This is a genomic window from Nitrospirota bacterium (assembly GCA_040755395.1).
Classification (GTDB): domain Bacteria; phylum Nitrospirota; class Nitrospiria; order Nitrospirales; family Nitrospiraceae; genus DATLZU01.
The window spans coordinates 540,841-561,025 of sequence record JBFMAX010000001.1 but is presented as its reverse complement, the minus strand read 5'-3'; the positions used below and the strand labels follow the sequence as shown (position 1 = coordinate 561,025).

The window sequence follows — 20,185 nt, the reverse complement described above, 5'->3', positions numbered from 1 at the left end:
CCGCGCGATATGGGTGTATCCACCACGGCAAAGCGCGGTGACGCCCGCAGTGCTTCTTCCCGTTCTTCCCATCTCCAGCGCGAGATCATCGGCGTCCTGCTCATCGCGCTGAGTCTCCTGACGTTGCTGAGTCTCGTCTCCTTCGTGCCCGGAGATGTCCAGTCGGTCGGGGCGGGATCGTCCGCCGAGACACCCGCGCACAACCTTATCGGCACGGCCGGCGCGTTCCTGGCGGCCGTGTTGTTTCACGTCATCGGCGCCGCCGCCTACGTCTTCCCGTTCGCCTTGGGGCTCTTGGGGGTCCGCTGCTTCACGCAAGGGTGGGTCGGGGTGACGGTTCGCGGCGCGATCAGCTCGCTGGCGTTCCTGCTGCTGTTGAGCGCTTTGTTCCATCTGGAGGTCGTCGGCGTGCCGACCTGGTCGAGCGGGTTGGTCTCCCGCGGGATGGCGGGCGGGGTCTGCGGCCGGTTCATCGCGGACGGCCTGCGCGCGTATTTCGCCAGCACCGGCGCCCACATCATCATCCTGGCCGGTCTGGTGGTGTCGTTGTTGGGCGTGGTGCCGGTGTCGCTGCTGGGCCTGTCTCGACGGGTGCCGGCGTGGTGGGGGTCCGTAAAAGAAGCGGCGTCGGCGCTGATGCCCGAACGATCCGGGGGCGAAGAGCGAGAAGAGGCCGGGCGGAGAGCCAAGCCCAAGACGGCGCGGATGAACCGGGCTACCGGGGCCGACGAGATCGACGAGGAAGAAGAGCTTGAACTCCCGGCGATGCCGGAGCTGCCGCGCATTCGCACCGGCGCCAAGCCCGTCCCCAAGCCCGCGGAGGAGGCGGACCCGGAGCCCGACGTGACGCCGCCGAGGGTCGTGTCCACTGGCTACGTGCTGCCGGATCCGAACGAACTCTTGAGCGATCCTTCCGGCCCGTTGGCGCGCATGACCGAGGAGGAGCTGAAGGCGCAGTCCGATGTGCTGACGCGCGCGCTCTTGAGTTTCGGCATCGAGGGCAAGGTCACGGAAGTTCATCCGGGACCGGTGGTGACGATGTACGAATTCGAGCCGGCGCCCGGCGTCAAGGTCGCCCGCATCGTGAACCTGGCCGACGACCTGGCCCTGGCCCTGAAAGCGATGAGCCTGCGGATCGTCGCGCCCTTGCCCGGCAAATCGGTGGTCGGGATCGAGGTGCCGAACCGCTACCGCGAAACCGTGTCGTTCAAAGAAGTGGTCACGAGCGACGCCTTCACGCGATCACGGTCCAAGCTGACGTTGGCGCTGGGCAAAGACATTTTCGGCGTGCCCGTCACCGCCGATCTGAAAGCCATGCCGCATCTCCTGGTCGCCGGCGCGACGGGAGCCGGCAAGAGCGTCAGCCTCAACACGATGCTGCTGAGCATTTTGTTTTCCGCCAGGCCGGACGAAGTCAAGCTGCTCTTGATCGACCCGAAGATGCTGGAGTTGCAGTCCTACGACGGCATTCCGCATTTGCTGCGGCCCGTGATCACCGATCCCAAGTCGGCGGCCCGGGGACTCGGCTGGGTCGTGCAGGAGATGGAGCGCCGCTACAAACTGTTGGCCGAGGCGGGGGTGCGCAATATCGACGCCTACAACCGGCGGGTCGCCGCGGCTCAGGGCGTGCTGCCGGAAGGCAAGTCGGCCGGCGCTCCGGAGCAGACCGAGTTGCCGATCCGTTTTCTGTCCGAAGAAGAGAGGCTGTCCGCCGGCGAGAGCGCCGCTCCCGAGGGGAGCGCGGCCGGGGCGGCTACGCCGCCGCAGACTCCGCCGGAGCCGTTGCCGTACATCGTCGTCATGATCGACGAACTGGCCGATCTCATGATGGTGGCGCCGAAAGACGTGGAGGACAAGATCGCGCGGCTGGCGCAGATGGCCCGCGCGGCCGGCATTCATCTCGTGCTGGCGACCCAGCGTCCCTCGGTGGATGTCATCACGGGACTGATCAAGGCCAACTTCCCGGCGCGGATCGCGTTCCAGGTGTCCTCGAAGACCGACTCGCGGACCATTCTCGACGCGAACGGTGCGGAGGCGCTGCTGGGAAAAGGCGATATGCTGTATCTCGCCTCCGGCACGGGACGGATCACCCGCCTCCACGGCTCCTTTGTGGCCGACGACGACGTCCGGCGCGTGGTCGAGTTCGTCAAGCAGCAGGCCGCGCCGACCTACAGCGAGGAACTGCAGGCGCTGCGCCAAGAAGAAGCGGCCGAGGAGGAGCAGCAGGACGAAGTGTACGAGCAGGCCAAAGAGATCGTGTTGTCCTCCGGGCAGGCGTCGGCCTCGCTGATCCAACGCCGGCTGCGCGTCGGGTACCCGCGGGCGGCGCGGATGATCGAACGGATGGAGCAGGAGGGGTTGGTGAGCGCGCCGGCGCGGGATGGGCGGCGCGAGGTGTTGGGAAGGCGCGGGCCGGTGGGGGAAGAAGTTTGAGAAGTTGTTTGAGCGAAATGTGCCAAGGTCGTGGAGCGATGGGGGCTGCTCTGCTCAGGCGCTCCGGCTCGACCGCACTAAGCCTCCCATCTGCCCGGCTGCGCAACTTGTTCCGTTTAAAGTTCCGCTTAAACGGAACTTCGAACAGTGCTCGCCGTCCGCCAAGGCGTACCGCATCTGGTCGGCAAGTGCGGGGCCCGAGCCTGCGCGCAATTCGCGACGCAACCCCCATCACTCCCAGTAGATGTGGTCTGGTACCGGCTCCTCCGCGACCTTGCTTTCCATGCTGCCGCACCCTCTTGAGCTTTGTGTCTTGCTTGCTGGCCTTTTCCTTTTGGTCGGTTCTACCGGCCCGCGCGGCTGAGGAGGGGACGGAGGACAAGGCGCTCAGGGAAGTCAGAGAGGTTGTGAAGAAGGTGCAGGCGCGGTATGAGCAGACGAAGGACCTGCAGGCGGAGTTTACCCAGAAAACCAGGATCGAAGGCTTTGCAACGGCGATCGCGTCCTCCGGCCGGGTGTATATCAAGAAGCCGGGGCGGCTGCGGTGGGATTACGTGGAGCCGTCCGTCGAGGAGATTTACGTCAACCACGACGACGTGAAGATGTACGTGCCCGAGCACAAGCAAGTGCTGGTCGGCAAGTTGACGCAGATGGCGGCCTCGAAGGCGCCGTTGGAACTGCTGCAGGGGGCGGCCAAGCTGGAGGAGCAGTTCGTCATCGAACCGACGCCCGGCAAAGCTCGCGGGGCGGGAGGGCTGCCGCTCGTCACGCTGCTGCCCAAGCGGAGGGATTCGGAAGCGGTCCGCACGCTGGACCGGATCGTAATGGAGGTCCAACCGAAGACGTATTTCATCAAGAGCCTCTCGCTACACGAGATCAGCGGGAACGTCGCGACCTTCGAATTCAACGGGCTCAAGCCGAACACGGGCTTGAAGGACGCGGTGTTTGAATTCCAGGTGCCGCCCGGCGTCGAAGTGGTCAAAGCGCCGGCGCTGAGCCCGCCGTAGGCGGGTAGTTGTGAGTTCTGAGTGTTGAGTTCCGAGTGAGTAACCAGGAGGTGAGACGCAGTCTATACACTCAGAACATAGAACTCAGCACTCAGAACTAGCCCTGATCCGAAAATAGTTGTCTCGAAAAAGATGCCTTTCTCCGTTTCCCGAAAGGATCCTCTCCCTCCCGAGGGAGGGAGAGGAGACAGGTGAGGGTAGGTTCGAGAAGAACCGCCTCACGGCAGCTTCTCCCCCAAGGGAGCGTGAGGAGAGTAGGGGACTCAAGATTGGAAAGAATTTCGGATCAGGGCTAGGAAAGGATGAAAAGATGCAGATAACGACTGGGCTCGTTGCCGAGGCCGTCGAGCAGGCGGTGGCCGCGCTTGATTTCGAGCGGGTGAAGAAGGAGTACTGGGATCAGAATGAGTTCGTCTATCTCAAGGAGTTCCTGCCTCGGGCGGTGGTCGAGGCGCTCCTGGTGCCGCAGGCCCAATCCGTCAAATCGGAGCTGAACCGCAATTACATCCCGGGCCGGAAGAAAGGGGGCAGCGTCAGCTACTTCACGGTCATCGAGAAGGCGCCCCGCTTTCTCGATCTGTACCGCTCACCGGCGTTCATGAATTTTCTCGACCGGCTGGTCGACGCCCGGGTGACGCTCTGTCCGGACCACGATCCCCATTCCTGCGCCCTCTACTACTACACGGAGCCCGGAGACCATATCGGATTTCACTACGACACGTCTTACTACAAAGGCGCCCGCTACACGATCCTGATGGGGCTGGTGGATCGGTCCGACCACTGCCGGCTGGTGTGCGAGCTCTATAAAGATGTTCCGGGCAAAACCCCCCGGCATCTCGAGCTGAAGACCGAGCCCGGCGACCTGGTCATCTTCAACGGGGACAAGCTCTGGCACGCGGTCACGCCGCTGGCCGAGGGCGAGGAGCGGATCGTCCTGACGATGGAGTATGTGACCAACCCGGAGATGGGGCCCTTCAAACGGATCTATTCCAACCTGAAGGACGCCTTCGGCTACTTCGGGCTGCGGACCGTCTTCACGCGGGGAAGCAAGCCGCGAGTAGCGAGCAGCGAATAGCTGATCGCTCATAGTCGAGAGCAGAAAGCCGGTAGCGAATCGCTCCGAGCTACCAGCTATGCGCTGTTCGCTCGTTATGCGACGAACTGATCCTTGAACAGCTCGTGGTGCTCGACCGCGTGCCGGATGATCCGGAGCAGGTCGTCTTTCGTGGCCGGTTTGACCAGGTAATCCCGCACGCCCGCCTTCATCAGCGACACGGCCAGCTCGGCATCCGGATAGCCGGTCAGCACGACCACCGGAATCGAAGGATATTGCGACCGAAAATACGCGATGGCGTCGATCCCGTTGATCTTCGGCATGCGGATGTCGCATAGAATCGTGTCCACCAAAAGCGGGTTGTCCCCCGCGTTCAACGTCTCGATTGCCTGCTCGCCGTTCTCCGCTTCGATCACTTCATAGCCGGCCTTTTGCAACGACAGGGTGATCGGCTTCCGGACCGACGCCTCGTCGTCGACGACCAGGACGCGGCCGAGCCGTCCGGTCGGCGAATCTTCGGACTGCGCGTGCATAAAGTCCTCCTGTTTCAGAAATAGCCGTCAGCTCTCAGTCATCAGCTTCCCCCTCACCCCATCCCTCTCCCCATCACCCGTTGCAACTTGCAGAGCAACGGGTCCCCGGGGGGAGAGGAGAAAGGTGAGGGGGCACTTGCATGGCGGCGAGTAACAAGTAGCGAGCAGCGGGCAGCTCTGAGCTATTCGCTGCCGGCCGTTACCCGCCATGGAGCGGAAACCTGATGATGAATCGGGTGCCTTTTCCTTCTTCGCTCTCGACGCCGAGCGTCCCCCCGTATTTGGCGACGATGCGGTACACGATGCTCAATCCCAAGCCCGTGCCTTTTCCCGGCTCTTTGGTGGTGAAAAACGGATCGAAAATTTTATGCAGCATCGCCTTCGGGATGCCGCACCCGGTGTCGTCGACGCGGACGATGATCTGCTCCTGTTCGACCGCCGTGGAAAGGGTCAGGCGGCCGCGGCCGTTCATCGCCTGGACGGCGTTGTTGATCAGATTGATGAAGAGCTGGTCGATCTCCGCCTTGCGGGCGCGGAGCAACGGAACGGGCTCGAAGGTCGTCACGACCTCGACATACCCGAAATGCGGGCCGCGCCGCACCATCTTGACCCCCTCGGCCAACCGCTCACGGAGGTCCACCTCGCATTCTCCGTCTCGGGACGTCAAGCGGGTATAGCCGGCGAAGTCGCGGGCGACGCCGGAGACGTGTTTCGCGTAGGCGATGATATCCGCGGCGTACTCGCGAACCCTCTCCAGGTCCCGTTCTTCCAGCAGCAGTTCCGCCATGCCCAGGATGGCCTGGGCGGGATTGTTGATCTCATGGGCCATGCCGGAGACCATCGTGCCGAGGCTGGCCAGCTTTTCGGTCTGCAGCAAGTGATCCTGGAGCTGCCGTTCCTCCGTCACGTCCCAGATGATCATGCCCGTCCGCGGCGGCTCGCCGGCGCGCAGCATCAGGGGAAACAGGCGGTACCGATAGACCCGCTTGTCCGCCTCGAACTCGGGGTCCGGCGGCCGGGGGTTGCCCGCGCGGACGGCGGCCAGCTCGCGCTCGAGTCGTTCGCGGGCGGGCGGCGGGAGCTTGAGCGCGTCATGCAGGCGACGCCGGACCAGTGTCGCGCGGTCGTACCCTCCGAAATACTGCACGGCCAGCGCGTTGGCGTACACGATCTCCTCCCGGCTGTCGACGATCAGGATGGCGCCGGGGAGGCTGGCGAGAATCTTTTCGGTTTCTTCGTACGCCCGCACCAGCGCCTGGGCGGCCTGCTTCCGCTCGACGAATTGGCCGATCTTCATGCCGATGTCGGCCATCATCTTGAGCAACGTGCCGTCCAGCTCGCGAACGGCGCGGCTGAAGAATTCGATGACCCCGTGGAGGTGACCACCCACGCGAATGGGAAAGGCGAAGGCGGCGTGCAGGCCGACGCGGGCGGCGGCCGGCGCCCGCGGGAAATTCGGATCGTTGACGACGTCGAGGATCCAGGCGGCGTCGCCGGCGGACCACACACGGCCCGGCAACCCGACGCCGGGCGGCAGCGTCGTCGCGCGGCTGAGCGCCGCGAATTCGTCCAGACCGGCGTCCGGCTTCTGCCAGATGGTCTCGCACCGCAGCGCGCGGGCGCCGTGATCCATGAGCCACAGGACCCCCAGTTCCCATCCGGCGGTGTCGCAGACCGCTTGCAGAATGTGCGGCGCCGCGTCCTCGAGGGTGTCCGCCGCCGCCAGGACGTGGCTGATCGCCAACTGGGTTTGCTGAAGGCTTTCGGCCCGTTTCCGCTCGCTGATGTCCTTGAAGACCACGACGGCGCCGACGAGCGCGCCCTCTTCGTGGATGGGCGTGCTCACGTACTCGACCGGAAAGCCGGTGCCGTCCTTCCTCCAGAAGACCTCGTTGTGCACCTGGTGGACGGCGCCGTCCTTGAGCGCGGCATAAATCGGGCAGGCTTCCGGCGGGTAGGGACTGCCGTCGCCATGCGCGTGGTGGACGAAATCGTGCATGGGCCGGCCGAGCAGATCGGCGATCTCCCAGCCCAGCATGCGGGCCGCGGCCGGGTTGACGAACGTGGTGCGTCCTTCGAGGTCGAGGCCGTAGATGCCGTCGCCGGCCGAATCGAGCAGGAGTTGGTTGTGGCGGCTGAGCCGGCGCAGCGCGTCCTCGGCCCGCTTGCGCTCGCTGATGTCGCGGATGATGCCGCTGTAATAGGTGCCGTCCTTCGTGGTCCACGACGCGAGCGACAGTTCCAGGGGAAACTCCTGCCCGGATTTCGTGAGGCCCGTGAATTCCAGGGTTTTCCCGACCAGCGTGGACTGGCCGGTGCGTTCCAGCCGCGCCAGGGCCGCCTCGTTGGACGGTCGGTAGCGCGCGGGCATGAGGATCGTCACCGGCCGGCCCAGCGCGTCCTGCTTGCTATAGCCGAACAGGCGCTCCGCCGCCTGGTTCCAGGAGATGATGTGCCCCCGGTGATCGGCGAGCACGATGGCGTCGGTGGCGGATTCGACCAGCGTGCGGAATCGCGCCTCGCTGGCCCGCAACGCCTGCTCGACGTGCTCAGCCCGCACCTCGAGACCTTTGACGGAGAAGGCCCGCCGCAGGATCGCCTTGACCTCTCCGGAATCGTACGGCTTGGTCAGGTAGGCGAACGCGCCGCGGGTCAGCGACCCCGACCGGTTCTCGTTGGTGCCGTACGCCGTAATGACCACGATAGGCAAGTTCGGGTCCAGCTCCGTGATGACCTTGAGCACCGACAGGCCGTCCAGGTCGGGGAGTTGCATGTCGAGGATGGCCGCCCCGTACCGCTTCTGCTTGATGTGCTGGATGGCGTCGGCGCCGTACCCGACGCTCTCGACGGCGTACCCTTCGTGGATCAACATATCGCTGAGTGAATCGCGGATGTCGGGGTTGTCGTCCACAATGAGGACCGAGGGAGCGGGCATGGCGGAGTTCCTTCGTTCGCTCTCGGGATCCGAAACCATCGCCGGTTCAGCTTGTGACACAGTCTTCATGAGCCCTTGGCTCACCCCTCACCTTTATCCTCCCCCCATCCTGGGGGAGAGGGGAGGGTGAGGGGGCATATTCTAGGCAGGGAAGGAGCAACCGGCGTGCCACGACGCCGGTCATTCACGGGCCGAGAAGGTCCGCAAGAACCCCTTGATTCTATGGGAAAGATGGGGAGACGAGTTGCAGAGAATACAGGGTTTTTCCGGAGATCGGCGGAGCCGGGGGTATCGAATGCAATACGAAACGGTATCGGATGGGATACACCTGGCTGAGAAAAATTAGGAATGAGGAATGATGAATGAGGAATTATGGATGCGGGATGCGGAACGCGGCCCGGGTCAGGTCACCCGTGCGTCGAGCGGGAGTGTAAAGAAGAAGCGGCTGCCTTCGCCGAGCCGGCTTTCCACCCAAATCGTCCCGCCGTGAAGCTCGATAGCTTGCTTGCAGATGGCCAGGCCGAGACGGGACCCCTGTTTGTCGGGACGACTCGATATGATTTTGACGAATTCGTGGAAGAGCTTAGGCAATTCCTGCGCATCGATGCCGCAGCCCGTGTCGGTGATGCAGGTTTGGAGGAACCCGTCGTCCCGGACGAGAAACTCGATCGCGACCTGGCCCCCGGGCGGCGTGAACTTAATGGCGTTGTTGATGAGATTGGAGAACACCTCCCTGATCCAACTCCGATCGGCCATGATCGGGGGGAGGTTGGGCGCGGGCTTGACCACCAGCTTGACCCCCTCTTTCTCCGCCATCATCTGTAGGCTCTCGACCAAATCCGTAATGATCTCCCACAGCGAACACCGCGTGAGCGTCAGTTGCGCGCGCCGGGGGTCGATCTCCATCCAGCTCAACAGCCGGTTGATGAGGTCCGTGAGGTCGGCCACGTTTTTCTTCATTCGGAGCAGGTATGTCGACTGTTTCTCCGTCAACGCTCCGGTCAAACCATCCAACATGTTGTCCACGCTGCCGCTGATCACCGCCATGGGCGTGCGCATTTGGTGTGAGGCGACCTTGATGAACGCCGCGCGGCGCTTGTCCTGCTCTTCGAGCGCCTCGTTCGCCGCCCGCAATTCCTGCGTCCGCTCCTGCACGCGCTTTTCGAGCGTCTGTGTGAGCAGTTCCAGTTCGAGGTAGGCGCGAGCGTTGTCCAGCGCCACCGCGACGTGGCTGGCGACCGTCATCAGCAGTTCGAGGTCCTCTTGCGTGCAGCGGGGGCTGCCCCGGTCCGCCGCCAGGTAGCCAAGGACGCGCTGCTTGCTGCGGAGGGGCACGGCGACGAACGAGATGATGCCGACCTCCATGGCGAGTGACTTCATGTCGGGATGCATGCGCTGCGCCACCGTCTCGATGTTGAGCGCGAGCACCGGCTTGCCGTGAAGCAGCAGATCCGCGTCGAGGCTTCCGTCGTCCTGCACCGGAATTTCCAGCGACCGGGCTTTCCGTTCCACGTCGGGCGGAACGCCCGCGACGCGACCCGTGTAGGCGATTCCCCGCTCGCTGTCGTAGAGGATCAGGATCGTCCGGGCGAAGCCCAGGTTGTCGAGCAGCAGATGAAGGACGGTCGTCAGCAGTTTGTCGAGATCGAGCGTCGAGGTGATGGCCGCGCTGGCTTGGTTCAGGGTGGTCAACTGGTTCACCTGCCGCCGGATGGTTTCCAGATTGGCGGAGATCGCCTGGTCGCGCTCTTTCAGCGATTCCGTCATCTGGTTGAACAACAGCGTGAGCTGGCCGACTTCGTCCCGGGTCGTGGGCGTCGCCGAGGCGGCCAGATCCCCCTCGGCTACCCGCCGCGCCATCGCCGCCAGGCTGCGCAGCGGCGTGATGATCCGCGCGGTGAGCAGAAGCGTCCCCAGAATGCCGGCCGCGATAATCGCCGACGTGATCAGCACGATGTTCTTGACGATGTCGGTCAGGGCGCGCTGGAGTTTCGCCTCGGTCAGGCCGATCTGGATCACGCCGTAGACCGGCTCCTTCGGCGCACCCTGCTCCTTGAAGCTTTCCTCCAACTGCAGCGCCAACGCTTGGGAGCGCAACTTTTCCCGGCTGGACTGCACGACCGGCAGGGCGAAATCGTAGAACGATTCTCCGTCCGGGTCCCGCAGATGCATGATCCGCGGCTCGGGCGAGGGCGTCTCGATCAGGCGGCGCGCCAAGGACGGATCCGGATACAGCGGCTGGTCGGCAGAGCGGGAAAAATCCGGCCGCCCGGTGAGATGGCCCTTGCTCTTGGCCGCCAGGACGGTGCCGTCCGAGCCCGTGATCACCACGTACACGACTTCGTCCACTTCCATGACGCCGTCCGTGTACGTCGCCAGCGTCGGCCGGTCCTCGCTGATGATGGAATAATGGGCCGTATGTTCCAGATTTTTGACCAGCACGGAGCCCAGACCGGTCAACCGCTCGGTCATCGCCGCGCGCTTGTCCTGGACGAAATACCAACTCACGCTCGAGGTGGTCGCCACGATGATCAGGCCGGAGAGCGCCACGAACTTCGTCCGCAGACTGACGAAACGTTGATGCGGATGGCGATCCATCGGCTGCCTCAGAGTTCGGGGCTCAATACGTTTCATCGGCGCGGGCTTCGATCTCCTTGGGAATGTCGATGCCCAGGAACCGCGCCGTTTTCAAATTCAGGGTCATCTTGATCCGGTCGGCCGGAACCGCCTTGAGCGGCAGGCTGACGTGGCCGTCCAGAATCCGACGGGCCAGACCGCCCGCCTGGCGGCCGATGTCTCTGTAGTTCACCGAGAGACTGAGCAGCGCGCCGCTCCGGACGAATTCCGGCGAAAAGCCGATGACCGGGACTTTCTGGTCCAAGGCCGTGTTTAGGATGTACCTGAGCGACTCATCGGTCAAGACCGTCGAATCCGGGACCAGCCACAGCGCCCCGACGGTCGGCAGCAGAGTCCGCAGCGAGGCCGGCACGTCCTTTTCGCTCGACACTTGAGCGGCCACGAGTTCCAAGCCGTAGGCCTTGGCCTGGCGGCGCGCCTCCTCCACGACGGCCGAGGTCTTGCTCGGGTCGTAGATGACGCCGACGCGCCGTTGGCCGGGCAGGAGCGACCGGATCGTGCCGAGCTGCCGGTCGAGCGGCACCTCCAGAAGGATGCCGGTCATGTTGGGCGCCGTCAGATCATGCTTCGAGGGGTCGAGCACCATCACGTAGATGACCGGGGTATCGACGATCTCCAGTTTGGCGGCTATCGCCGCCTTCAAGCCCACGGCCAGGACCAACGCGGCGTCCGACGCGCGGATCTTGCGCGCGAGCTTGCGGCCCCGGTCCAGGTCGCCGTCCAGATCGTATTCCCCGAAGGTCGAGCCGTTGGGCGCCGCCGCTTTGAAGCCGTCGACGGCGTCGTTGTACGCCTTGATGTTGGAGGATTTGAGAATGGCGAACTCGGCGGCGGCGGCGGGGAATAAACCGGCGGCCTCGCCGATCATCATCGGCAGGCAGATGAAGAACAGGGTGGTGGCGAACGACCGTCTCCTCACCAAGTCGGGCTCCTCATGCCCCGGTCGAAAATCCCCCTCACCTTGCTCCTCTCCCCCGGTGGTGGGAGAGGGGAGGGTGAGGGGTGTAGCTGATAGCTGCTCTTCCCCTTCACGCGCGTTGTTTGGCTGTCGTCACGTCCCGCACCGTGCCGAGGATCCGGATCGCCGTTCCGTCCGTCTCCCGCATGACCCGGCCCGACCAGGCCAGCCAATGCAGCGTGCCGTCCGGCCGGACCACCCGATGCTCGATCTCGAACGCCGCTCGTCCCTCGACGGCGTCCTGAACGGCCTGCAGCACGAGGCCGCGATCCTCGAGGTAAATGAGATCGAGGTACGCGGCATGCGTCCCGGGGAACGAACCGGAAGGGAGGCCGAAGAACGCTTCGACGGTCTCGGACCAATACACGCGGCCCGAGCGGAGGTCCCAATCCCACACCCCCAAGTCGGCGGCGCGAAGCGCCAGCCGCAACCGCTCCTCGCTCGCGCGCAGGGCTTCCTCCGCGCGCTTCCGGTCGGTGACGCATTGCAGGGAGCCGGCCATTCGGACCAGCCGACCCTGGTCGTCCCAGACGGCCTGCCCTCTGGCGCGGAACCACCGGTATTCGCCCGCCTTGTTCAGCAACCGATATTCCACGTCATACGGCTCCTTCCGCTCGATGTGCGCCGTCAGCGCGGCAAAGACCCGGTCCTTATCGTCGGGATGGAGGCGGGAGGACCAACTCTCCAGCACGTCCGGGAACTCGTCGTCGGCAAACCCCAACAGCTCTTTGAGGCGGGGCGACCACCAGACCGGCGTCCGCGGGGAGGACCAGTGCTCGCCGGGGATGACGCGGCCGTCCCATAGCCCGTCGGTGGACCCCCGCACCGCGAGGTCCAGGCGCTCGTTGCTGTCGCGCAGGGCTGCTTCGATCCGTTTGCGGTCGGTGATGTCCTCGGCGAGCCCGGCGATCCGATACACTCGGCCGGTCGCGTCACGGACAGGGAAGGCGCGGTCCCGAATCCACCGCTCCGATCCGTCCGGCCGCACGATCCGATACTCTTCGTCGTACTCTCCGCCGACTTGCTTGGTGAGCGCCGCCTCGAGCACGCGGGGCCGGTCGTCGGGATGAATGGCGTCCAACCACGACCGAGGCGAGGCGTAGAGCGCGTCGCAGGGGCGGCCCCAGATCTGCTCGTACGCAGGACTGACATAATAGATCCGATTTTTCTCGGCATCGCTGAGCCAAAAGACTTCTCTGATCTGTTCGGCCAACTGGCGGAACCGCTCTTCGCTTTCCCGCTCCGCATCTTCGGCCCGTTTGCGGTCGGTGATGTCCTCGCAGACGATCAACACGACCGGCCCGTGGGCGGCGGTTTGCACCGCCCGGGCCGTTTCGCGGACCCAAATCACGACCCCGTCCTTCCGGACCTTACGCAATTCCCAACTGATCGCCCGGCCGAAGTGTTCCAGGCACATCTCGAGTTCCCGGGCCACGGCCTGGCGGTCCTCGGCGTGAAACACCGACAGGACCGGCCGGCCGAGGAGCTCCGCGACGGTGTAGCCGAGTTGTTCGGCGCCGAAAGGATTGACCGAGAGGATCCTCCCGTCGGGATCGACCATGAAGTACATGGACGGGTTGTCTTCGTAGAGCGCGCGATACCGCTCTTCGCTGTCCTGGAGCGCCGCTTCGGCCCGCTTGCGGTCCGTAATGTCCACGATGACCCCGTCGAGCCAGCGCACCCGGCCGTCCTCGAAGACTCCTTGCCCCTTCTCGTACACCCATCGGACGTCGCCGTTGCTGTGCAACAGCCGATACTCGATGACGTACGGCCGTCGCTGCGCTACCGCCTCATGGACCTGTCGCTCGACCGTCGCCCGATCGTCCGGATGGATGACGCTGGCGTACGACCGGACGCGGTTGCCGAGAAAGTCCGACGCGGGATACCCGCAGAGATCCTGGACGCCGTCGGTCAGGAACTCCATCGTCCAGTGGGGATCGCAGGCGCAGCGATAGACGGCGCCGGGAATGTTCGACACCAGAGAACGGAAGCGCTCTTCGCTCACCCCGAGCGCCGCCTGGACCCGTTTCCGTTCGGAGATGTCGCGGATGATCCCGCTGAAGAACGTCTCGGTCCGCGTCCGCCACGTGGCCAGCGAGAGTTCCAGCGGAAACTCGCTGCCGTCCTTCCGGAGCCCTTCCAGCTCGACCACTCTGCCGATGAGGCGGGTCTCGCCGCCGGCGCGGAGGCGTTGCAGGCCATTCTGGTGCGCCTCCCGGTAACGGGCCGGCATCAGCGCGGTCAGCGGCCGGCCCAGAATCTCGGCCTCGGCATAGCCGAACAAGGTCGAGGCCGCCCGGTTCCAGGAGAGGATGCGGCCGCGGTGGTCGGCGACGACGATGGCGTCCGTCGCCGACTCGACCAGTGAGCGGAACCGTTCCTGGCTCTCGGTCAAGGCGTGTTCCACCCGGGCCGCCTTCACGGCAAGGGCTTTGACCCCGACCGCCTTGCGCAGCGTGGCGCGCAGATCGTCGCGGTTATAGGGCTTGGTCAGATAATCGAAGGCGCCTTGGGTCCGCAAATCGACCCGCCGGTCCGTCGAGACGTCGGCGGTCAGGACGATGACCGGCAGCGTCGGGTCGCGCTCCTGCAGCGCCTTCAACACGGTGAGCCCGTCGCCGTCGGGCAGAGTCAGGTCGAGCAGCACCGCGTTGTAATGGCGTTCGGCGGCGCGGGCGATGGCCTCGGCGCAGGTGCCGGCGAAATCGACCCGGTACCCGTCGTGCTCCAGCAGGTCCCGCAGCGTCAAGACGATATCCTCTTCATCGTCGACAATGAGCACGCTGTGTTCAGCCGTTGCGGTGGTCATAGCTGCCTCCACTATCCCAATGTGGAATGAGGAATGTGGAATGAGGAATTCATAGCATCGGGAGAAGAAACACGCTTGTTCGCCTGGAGGTTTTGACGGGTCGTCAACGTGATACTGCTGGGGAGATTCGTAAGCTCCCGGCACTCCTGAAGCAACATGGTGACTTCCGGACTATTCGCCAGGCCGGATTCGTGGAAGATCCGTAACCAGTAAAGGGTTTCGCGCGCCTCTTTCATGGCAATGGACATCTTCGCAAGAAAATCTCTTTTGCTTTGTGCGGCTATGGCTTCCTCAATGTTCGCCCCGATCGAAATGCCGGAGCGAATGAGTTGCCCGGACGGAATCAATTCTCTCCGGTCAAGCCGGAGGCGTCGGCTCAGCTTGACGATCTGTAAGGCAAAAGCGAAACTCTTCTCTTGAACAACGTTTTTTCTCGTCATCGCCTCCTCATCCCAAATGTCGTGTAGGTTCGTCAGGGCATTTCTCATTCCGCATTCCTCATTCCACATTCTTCATTCCTCATTCAGAATTTCAGGGTGACTCTCCCGTTCCCCTCTTCTGTCTCCTCTCCCCATCGGGGAGAGGGGAAGGGTGAGGGGAATTCCTCATTCCTCATTCAAAATTTCAGTGTCACCCATCCCCGCACCCGGCTGCCGATCGCGCATTGACTTTTCGCTCGCTTCTCTGTAGTGGATACATCTGGAAACGGAGGTGCCCAGTGAAGACATTCACCGCGTATCTGGAATGGGATCCGGAAACCAAACTGTATGTCGGCTTTGTGCCTGGGATCCCGGGCGCCCATACCCAAGGAAAGTCACTCGATGAGCTGCAGAGAAACCTCAAGGAGGTTCTGGAACTCTGTCTGGAAGAGCACCGGGACCTCGCGGAGAATCCCCCTCGATTTGTCGGCCTCCAACAAATTGAGGTCTCGGTTTGAGCCGTCTGCCCATCGTTGACGCCAAGACGATGGAAAAGGCGCTGCTCCGCTTGGGCTTTTCCGTGACGCGCCAAAAAGGCAGCCATAAATTCTACCGACACCCCGACGGGCGGACGACCACCGTTCCTCACCCCTCCGGCAGTGATCTGGCCTGGCCTTTGATCCGGGAAATTCTGCGCGAGATAGACCTCACGCCTGAGGCGTTTCAAAAAATGTTGGAAGACCTGTAAGCGCACCTCTCCTCTCCGTTCCCCTCTCCCCCTTGGCCCGTTGCATTGGAAGAGCAACGGGCGCCCCGAGAGGGGCAGGGTGAGGGGAATTCCTCATTCCACATTCCACATTCCTCATTCAAAATTTCAGGGTCACCCATCCCCGCACGCGGCTGCCGATCTCATCCCCCAGGGGATGCTCCTTGTGCTTGTCGTTCAGCGCGTTGAACGCGGAGACCGCGACCTCCGCTTCCCCGTGTCGTCGGCAGGGGAGTGCAAACGCATCGCCCCAGAGTCCGGCTTTACTTGACCATTCGGTGGATATAGAATGCTTTCCAGTGAAGGGCGCACACCACAACAAACGGGAGAAAGTTTCGAGTTTGCTGTTCGACCTTGCGAAGTATTTGTTGACCGTAGTCGGTGTAGGAGCGATTTTGCCCGATAGCAAGATCGCCGGCTGGACGGCGCTCACGGGTTCCGCTGTGGCCTTTGTGCTTCTGGCCGTCGCGGTGGTCGTCACACCCGAGGAAAGGAACTGAGTCATGGATCCCCTCCTCCTTTGGATCATCTCGCTCGGTGTCTTTGCCATCGCAGCCGTTGGGGTGCTGAAGCTTGTCGAGTATTACCAAGACCGAAAACGCTGAATCCTCGCTTCTGACTCCACATTCCACATTCCCAATTTCCCAACCATCCCGGCCTTCCCTCCCGCAGGGGAAAAGGTGAGGCGCAAGGGCTTTGGCAGGCGTGGGGGAAAGGGGAGCAAGCGGTCGTGACTCAACGCAAAATGCATGCTTATTTTTCAGATGGCGAGCGCGTGACGTTGGTGAAGGAACGACTGAAAAACCAAGAACTTGCGGAAGGGAACCGAGAGGGCCTGGGCAGACTCGTTTAGAGACGTGCGGCGGGGTTATCTGTCTGGATACGGGGGCGTATTGGTTCAGATACAGGCTTCCACGTGCGCGGACGACCGGGCTTGAGTTCCTCCATGCGCTGGGGGAACGGTTCTCCGTTGCGGCGTTCCAAGCGGTCCAGCGCATCGCTGACGGCTTCTGTCACGAGTTTCGCCATCGTCAGGCCGGGGTTCCAATAGACCGTGTTGCGCAATCGCTCCAGCAAATCCGCGGGTAAGTTCAAGGTCAGCCGGCGTTTCTCCGGCTTCACGGACAGCCTGGCTCTCCTCACCCGGCCGGTTCGAGGCGTCCCATGGTTGGTCACATCGGGCTGCATGGCGTTACTCTTCATCTCACGGCGAGTGATCGTTCTGGAGTCTTCATGAGCGTTCGGCTCACTCGCGCATCACAAATTTGCTCACGGCGAATAGCGAACAGCTTATAGCGAACAGCGACGAACTCCCGGCTATTCTCTGCCCGTCTGTTTGCTGTGCGCTACCAGCTACTCGCTCTTGTCATGGCGGATCAGGCCGCGTGGGAGCGTCGTTCGACCAGTCGGCGGCCGGTCCTCGGTTCTTGCGCAACGGAACCCTCGGACTCGTCAGGATGAGCTTCAGCCGCACGGTCGGGGGGTCGATCTGCACCCCACGTGGCGAGAACCATCAGCCACACCATACCGGCCATCCCGATGAGCAATCCCCACGTGACGATGTCCCAGTCCATGGTATGGTTCTCCTTTGAAATCCCCCTCACCCAGACTCTCTGTGTCTAGAAAGTAGCGAGTAGCTGGTAGCGAATAGCCAAACGCCGACAACTCAGAGCTATGAGCTACCAGCTATTCGCTGCTCGCTGTTTTCACAGCATGAAGTCAGCAACACCCATGCCATGTGTCTCTGAAAAGCACGTAATACCGCGCCACCATGGACTTCCTAGTTTTTCAACCGCATGTAGGAAAACAGGAAGGCCGAGCGAAGACAGCCCGGCCGATGACGGCCGGCACAGTGTATCGAAAGCGATGCGGGGCGTATCCAAAACGATAACGGACACAAACAATGCGGTGATTATCCGGCGCGGCGAACGGGAGGCAGATGAATGTCGGATTGCTTCAGCAGGTGATCAAGCACCCTCAGCAGTAACGGATCATCGGGAGCCGCCTTGATCAATTCAAGCAGGCAGGCGATCGCGTCGTACCAGAGCCCGTTCTCCGCGTACTGATAGACCGCGTCCAACTCGCAGGTCCAGGAACAGGGGAGTCCCAAGGCGCATCCTTCGCTGAACGGGATCCGTTCGATCATGCCGCCGCTCACGATATCGCGCGAGGGTTTGTCCGGATCGAGCACCAGCGTGACGAACCACCGGTATTGTTCCCGTTCCTTCAACGTAATGCCGTGGTCTCTGAGATGCACGCACTGCAAGCCCGGACGGGCGGGCGACGGCAACGTCGCTTCGAGGATCGGCTTGATCGCGCGGGAATCCAGAATCGTGAGGGTCAAGGGCTGCGTCGTCGGTCGCGAGAGGAACCAGCAGAGCGAAGGGTCGCTTTTCAAGGTCAGGCCCACATGGTCGGGAACCAACGCGACCAGCGCCGGATCACCGGGCTCGCCGCCACGCGCCGGCCCGCCGATTCTCGCCCGCGGAACGCTGTCTTTCCGAGGCTTGTACGCTGGCAACGGCCGGTCGGGAGCCGCCGCGGGCTCGCGGATCTGAGCGGCGGCCGGCTCCGCCGGCGCAGGAGCCGCGACGACACCGGGCACACCGGCGACAAACCCGCCGACCAGGAGAGCCGCGCTGAGGAGAAGGAGAAGAGGGAAGGCCTCGTTCTTCTTGTGAGTCACCATGTGCTCTTGACGCACCCGAGCAGTATGAAAACGCGCCCCATCACCCTAACCCTCTCCCTCCAGGGGAGAGGGTGCAACTAATGCGGGTGGCACCGCCCTGGGAGCCCGTCCGCGCGCAGCGGGGTCCTTACACCGGGCGGGGTGCGAGCTTTCACCCGTTGCAACCGGAGCGGAGCAACGGGTACCCGGCCGGGCGGTGACAGGACCCGTATTTTCAAACTACTCACTCCCACCTTGGCGCAAGTCCCAGGCGGCGACGTCCGGCAAGCCGGCCTGCTGCAGGAACGAGGCGCGGATTCGGCGAAGGGCCCGGTCCTGGGGCGACGCCGCGATGAGGTCGGAGATGGCGGCGAACATGTCGTACCACAACCCATCTTCCGCGTAACACCGGGCCGCATCCAGCGAGGCCGCGACCGATAGGCCGCAGCCGGCTTCATTGGCCACCACACGCTCGATCACCCCGCCCGTGACGATATCGCGCGCCGGCGAATTCGGATCGGGGACCAGAGAGACGAACCAGCGATACTGCACGTGCTCTTCCAGCGTGATCCCGTAATCCTTCAGCCGGATCGCCTGCAGCCCCGCGCGGCGGGGAGGCGCGAGCGTCACGTGAAACAGCGGCTTGATGACCCGCGTGTCGATCAGGGTGAAGGTGACGGGCAGGGAGGTCGTCTTCGACAGGTACCAGTAGAGGGTCGGTTGCGCGGACACGGTGAAGCCGATGTGATCCGGAACCAGAGCCAGCGCCTGCGGCGCGTCGGCCTCGATCCCGCGGGTCGGCCCGAACACGCGGGCGCGCGGCGTGGCGCGCTCGCGGGGTTTGTAGAGCGGAGCCGGCGAATCCGCCTCTCGGGCAAGCTGGAATTCCGTCGCCGGGGCGACGGCGGCGAAGACTCCGCCGGAGAGGCTCAGGCTGCAGACCGCCAGCCACCGTATGACCGGCCTTCGAGAGTTCATAGGGTTACCGTTGCGCGGACGCGGTCGCTGAGTCCGCCTCCACCTTGCGCGCCGGACACGGCGTGCCGTTCTGCATCCGGTCATAGTCGGCCACGTCGTTCAGCCCCACCTGGTCCAACAGGGACGCGCGCATCAGGCGCAGAACCCGATCCTTCGGATGCGCCGTAATCAAGTCGGAGATCACCTGGATGGCGTCGTACCAGAGTCCGGACTCCACATACAGGCAGAAGACGTCCAGCGGGTCCTTACAGGCGGTCCTGCCCTCGACGAGGGCATCCAGGTAGGGAATGCGTTCGATGGCGCCCGCCGAGTGAATGTCTTTCGACCGGGATTCGGGGTCGACGATCACGGCGATGTGCCACCAATACTGCACCTCCTCCTCCAGCGTCTTGTTGTACTCGGCGAGCCCGACCATCTGAATGCCGGGGCAGGGGGGAGGTTTGAGCGACACCTGCAGCTCCGGCTGATAGTGCCGGTTGTCCACCAGCGTGAATTCGATCGGATAGGTGGTTGCCTGGGACAGGTACCAATACAGGGCCGGCGCCTTGCGAATGGTGAAGCCGATATGGTCGGCGGGCGCGAGGACCTTGACGACGGGCTCGCCTTTGTCTCCTCCGCGGAACCCGCCGTCCACCCGGCCGCGGAGCGCGCTGCCTTTGCGCGGTTTGTAGACCGGCACGGTCGGCTCGATGAACTTGGGGGCGTTTTGCACCTGTTCAATCGGGGCCTGCGGGGAGGGCTCGGCGGCGAGTCCCGGCGGCGAAGCACCGAAACCGAGGGCGAGAGCGGCGGCCGTCAGGATCAGGAGGAAGCGCATAGATCCTCCGAGAACCGGCCATGTCATGGGGTGGGAACGCCGAGAGTCTAGCATGGTTCCTACGCTCAGGGCTATGGGTGCTCAACCGGGATGTTCAAAAAGGTCGTCGCACCCGACTTCGAAATATCCCTCGCCCCCGTACCAAGCCCCGATTCCTCCACCCTCACCCGC

At 63.6% G+C, this 20,185-nt stretch carries 17 protein-coding genes; 5 read left to right on the top strand and 12 right to left on the bottom strand.

Annotation, left to right across the window (positions count from 1 at the left end; all coding sequences use genetic code 11):
* Positions 1–9 precede the first annotated feature (9 nt).
* The 3 genes from AB1555_02775 to AB1555_02765 all read left to right on the top strand — a co-directional run bounded on the left by AB1555_02775 (position 10) and on the right by AB1555_02765 (position 4,515).
* Positions 10–2,433 carry a DNA translocase FtsK 4TM domain-containing protein gene (locus AB1555_02775; GenBank protein MEW6245616.1) on the top strand — a complete coding sequence of 808 codons (2,424 nt, stop codon included), beginning with the start codon at positions 10–12 and terminating at the stop codon, positions 2,431–2,433.
* A 308-nt stretch (positions 2,434–2,741) separates the two neighbouring features.
* Complete coding sequence (locus AB1555_02770; GenBank protein MEW6245615.1) at positions 2,742–3,440, top strand: outer membrane lipoprotein carrier protein LolA; 699 nt, start codon at positions 2,742–2,744, stop codon at positions 3,438–3,440.
* Between the two features lie 310 nt (positions 3,441–3,750).
* Positions 3,751–4,515 (top strand): 2OG-Fe(II) oxygenase, encoded by a 765-nt coding sequence (locus tag AB1555_02765; GenBank protein ID MEW6245614.1) that lies wholly within the window; start codon positions 3,751–3,753, stop codon positions 4,513–4,515.
* A gap of 74 nt (positions 4,516–4,589) precedes the next feature.
* Here AB1555_02765 and AB1555_02760 read toward each other — a convergent pair whose 3' ends face one another.
* The 6 genes from AB1555_02760 to AB1555_02735 all read right to left on the bottom strand — a co-directional run bounded on the left by AB1555_02760 (position 4,590) and on the right by AB1555_02735 (position 14,875).
* Positions 4,590–5,027, bottom strand: coding sequence for a response regulator (locus AB1555_02760; GenBank protein MEW6245613.1), 438 nt, complete (start codon positions 5,025–5,027; stop codon positions 4,590–4,592).
* Between the two features lie 199 nt (positions 5,028–5,226).
* A complete protein-coding gene (locus tag AB1555_02755; protein ID MEW6245612.1) occupies positions 5,227–7,962 on the bottom strand; it encodes a PAS domain S-box protein in 2,736 nt (911 codons plus the stop codon).
* A gap of 402 nt (positions 7,963–8,364) precedes the next feature.
* A complete protein-coding gene (locus AB1555_02750) occupies positions 8,365–10,560 on the bottom strand; it encodes an ATP-binding protein (protein ID MEW6245611.1) in 2,196 nt (731 codons plus the stop codon).
* A 22-nt stretch (positions 10,561–10,582) separates the two neighbouring features.
* Positions 10,583–11,518: an ABC transporter substrate-binding protein gene (locus tag AB1555_02745; protein ID MEW6245610.1), complete on the bottom strand. Its 936-nt coding sequence runs from the start codon at positions 11,516–11,518 to the stop codon at positions 10,583–10,585.
* 109 nt (positions 11,519–11,627) lie between these two features.
* Positions 11,628–14,366 carry a PAS domain S-box protein gene (locus AB1555_02740; GenBank protein MEW6245609.1) on the bottom strand — a complete coding sequence of 913 codons (2,739 nt, stop codon included), beginning with the start codon at positions 14,364–14,366 and terminating at the stop codon, positions 11,628–11,630.
* 11 nt (positions 14,367–14,377) lie between these two features.
* Positions 14,378–14,875, bottom strand: a complete 498-nt coding sequence (locus AB1555_02735) for a four helix bundle protein (GenBank protein MEW6245608.1) — start codon at positions 14,873–14,875, stop codon at positions 14,378–14,380.
* Positions 14,876–15,084: 209 nt separating this feature from the next.
* Here AB1555_02735 and AB1555_02730 point away from each other — a divergent pair, with 209 nt between their 5' ends.
* Both AB1555_02730 and AB1555_02725 read left to right on the top strand, forming a co-directional pair.
* Positions 15,085–15,303, top strand: a complete 219-nt coding sequence (locus tag AB1555_02730) for a type II toxin-antitoxin system HicB family antitoxin (GenBank protein MEW6245607.1) — start codon at positions 15,085–15,087, stop codon at positions 15,301–15,303.
* On the top strand, positions 15,300–15,533 hold the full coding sequence (locus tag AB1555_02725) for a type II toxin-antitoxin system HicA family toxin (protein ID MEW6245606.1): 234 nt from the start codon (positions 15,300–15,302) through the stop codon (positions 15,531–15,533). Before AB1555_02730 ends, AB1555_02725 begins: the two co-directional genes overlap by 4 nt.
* 118 nt (positions 15,534–15,651) lie before the next feature.
* Here AB1555_02725 and AB1555_02720 read toward each other — a convergent pair whose 3' ends face one another.
* The 6 genes from AB1555_02720 to AB1555_02695 form a co-directional block, all read right to left on the bottom strand.
* The gene (locus tag AB1555_02720; GenBank protein MEW6245605.1) at positions 15,652–16,056 is read right to left on the bottom strand and encodes a hypothetical protein; all 405 of its coding nucleotides are present in this window, start codon (positions 16,054–16,056) and stop codon (positions 15,652–15,654) included.
* A gap of 344 nt (positions 16,057–16,400) precedes the next feature.
* The gene (locus AB1555_02715) at positions 16,401–16,754 is read right to left on the bottom strand and encodes a hypothetical protein (protein ID MEW6245604.1); all 354 of its coding nucleotides are present in this window, start codon (positions 16,752–16,754) and stop codon (positions 16,401–16,403) included.
* A 173-nt stretch (positions 16,755–16,927) separates the two neighbouring features.
* Positions 16,928–17,125 carry a hypothetical protein gene (locus AB1555_02710; protein MEW6245603.1) on the bottom strand — a complete coding sequence of 66 codons (198 nt, stop codon included), beginning with the start codon at positions 17,123–17,125 and terminating at the stop codon, positions 16,928–16,930.
* A 338-nt stretch (positions 17,126–17,463) separates the two neighbouring features.
* Complete coding sequence (locus AB1555_02705; protein ID MEW6245602.1) at positions 17,464–18,240, bottom strand: DUF928 domain-containing protein; 777 nt, start codon at positions 18,238–18,240, stop codon at positions 17,464–17,466.
* A gap of 219 nt (positions 18,241–18,459) precedes the next feature.
* Positions 18,460–19,197: a DUF928 domain-containing protein gene (locus tag AB1555_02700; GenBank protein ID MEW6245601.1), complete on the bottom strand. Its 738-nt coding sequence runs from the start codon at positions 19,195–19,197 to the stop codon at positions 18,460–18,462.
* A gap of 4 nt (positions 19,198–19,201) precedes the next feature.
* Positions 19,202–20,014 carry a DUF928 domain-containing protein gene (locus AB1555_02695; protein ID MEW6245600.1) on the bottom strand — a complete coding sequence of 271 codons (813 nt, stop codon included), beginning with the start codon at positions 20,012–20,014 and terminating at the stop codon, positions 19,202–19,204.
* Positions 20,015–20,185 lie beyond the last annotated feature (171 nt).